Below are 2500 nucleotides of genomic sequence, written 5' to 3' on the forward strand. Positions count from 1 at the left end.
CCACACAGGGTCCCGGATCCGGATAACGGACCGCGGTTAGACATCAAGCAATGCAAGGGTGGTATCTCAAGGGAGGCTCCACCAAAACTGGCGTTCTGGTTTCAAAGCCCACCACCTATCCTGCACATGCATGGCCTGATGCCAGTGTGAAGCTGTAGTAAAGGTGCACGGGGTCTTTCCGTCTAACCGCGGGAAGCCTGCATCTTGACAGGCAATTCAATTTCGCTGAGTCGATGTTGGAGACAGCGGGGAAGTCGTTACGCCATTCGTGCAGGTCGGAACTTACCCGACAAGGAATTTCGCTACCTTAGGACCGTTATAGTTACGGCCGCCGTTTACCTGGGCTTCAATTCGGAGCTCTCACCCCTCCTTTTAACCTTCAGGCACCGGGCAGGCGTCAGACCCTATACGTCGTCTTGCGACTTCGCAGAGCCCTGTGTTTTTAGTAAACAGTCGCCACCCCCTGGTTTGTGCCCCCAGCCAATACTTGCGTAGAAACTGGGCCTCCTTCTCGCGAACTTACGGAGGTATTTTGCCGAGTTCCTTCAACATCGTTCTCTCAAGCGCCTTGGTATGCTCTACCAGTCCACCTGTGTTGGTTTAGGGTACGGTCTCATGGAGGGCTATTTCCAGGAACCAATCAGCGGCCCGCCCAATCCGATAAGGGCGAACAACCTTCATGATCCGTCACATCCTCCTGGCCTAGGAATATTAACCTAGTTCCCATCGGCTACGCCTTTCGGCCTCGCCTTAGGGGCCGGCTTACCCTGCTCAGATTAGCTTTAAGCAGGAACCCTTGGACTTTCGGCGAGAGTGTCTCTCACACTCTTTGTCGCTACTCATGTCATCATTCTCACTAGTGATCTCTCCACCGGATGGCTCACGCCCCGGCTTCATCGAAAGCTCCATATCCTGCGCTATATCCCGGAGGATATAGAAGAGGATTGGAACTATGTCACACTACGCTCTGCTACCGATGCTTACGCATCCCTAGACTTCGGCTCATGGCTTGAGCCCCGTTACATCTTCGCCGCAGGACAACTTATTTAGACCAGTGAGCTGTTACGCTATCTTTAAAGGATGGCTGCTTCTAAGCCAACCTCCTGGTTGTTTTGGTCGTCCCACCTGCTTTCCCACTTAGCCATGAATTAGGGGCCTTAGTCGTAGGTCAGGGTTGTTTCCCTCTCCACTACGGACGTTAGCATCCGCAGTGTGTCTGCCATCTAGTACTCCCGGGTATTCGGAGTTTGGTTAGGATCAGTAAGCCTGTGGGGCCCCATTACCCATCCAGTGCTCTACCCCCCGGGGTATTCGGATGACGCTCTACCTAAATAGATTTCGCAGAGAACCAGCTATCTCCGAGTTTGATTGGCCTTTCACCCCTAGGCACAGCTCATCCCGATCTTTTTCAACAGATGTGGGTTCGGTCCTCCAGTGCGTGTTACCGCACCTTCAACCTGGCCATGCCTAGATCACTCGGTTTCGGGTCTGATCCATCTAACTCATGCGCCCTATTAAGACTCGCTTTCGCTGCGCCTACACCTAACGGCTTAAGCTTGCTAGATAGACCAAGTCGATGACCCATTATACAAAAGGTACGCTGTCAGCCCTCAAGGGGCCTCCAACTGATTGTAGGCGTTCGGTTTCAGGTACTGTTTCACTCCCCTCGTCGGGGTGCTTTTCACCTTTCCCTCACGGTACTGGTTCGCTATCGGTCAGTAAGGAGTACTTAGCCTTCGAAGGTGGTCCTCCGATCTTCAGACAGGATTTCACGTGTCCCGCCCTACTTAATACATCCTTCAGAGCTTCCTATACGGGGCTGTCACCCACTATGGCCCGTCTTCCCAAACGGTTCTAGTCACTCATCAGGCTTGGCTGGTCCGCGTTCGCTCGCCACTACTAGCGGAGTATCAATTGATTTCCTTTCCTCCGGGTACTTAGATGTTTCAGTTCCCCGGGTTTGCTCTTAAGACCCTATGTATTCAGGTCAAAAGTACCTGGTTAAGAACATTATAAATTACCGAGGTAATTATAATGAACTTTCAGGTGGGTTCCCCCATTCAGAGATCCATGGATCAAAGCTTATTCTCAGCTCCCCATGGCTTATCGCAGAGTATCACGTCTTTCATCGCCTCTTACTGCCAAGGCATCCACCAAACGCCCTTCTCGCGCTTGATTTGATCCAGAAAGAGAAAGACTTGCGTCCTTCGTGATCGCAAAAGCTGGCATGCTCGCAATCCTGTTTCTGAACCAAAAGTCATACTTTCCCGCTCCCTACCCTGGAACCCTCGCTGCCGATGTCGGTCGGCCCCACGAGGAGGATAAGGAACTTATGCAAGATCTCTCGATCTTGCGGGTTAGTGTACTTGACTTGGACAACTCTGTTCGTTTCAGCAGGGATACGAAGGAGAAGACCGAGGAAACAGTCTTCAATATCGCCTCTCCAAAAGGAGACCTGACTGAGATCATCCCCGTACTTAGGGCGATCAAACAGTGTTGA

1 rRNA gene is annotated in these 2500 nt (G+C 52.0%); it reads right to left on the reverse strand.

The window, feature by feature from the left end:
• Positions 1–2178: ribosomal RNA gene (locus tag ACO07T_RS05700) — 23S ribosomal RNA — on the reverse strand; the annotation flags it as partial.
• Between the last annotated feature and the right edge of the window lie 322 nt (positions 2179–2500).

Origin of the sequence: Shimia sp., from assembly GCF_965227725.1 — a bacterium.
Lineage (GTDB): Bacteria > Pseudomonadota > Alphaproteobacteria > Rhodobacterales > Rhodobacteraceae > Shimia.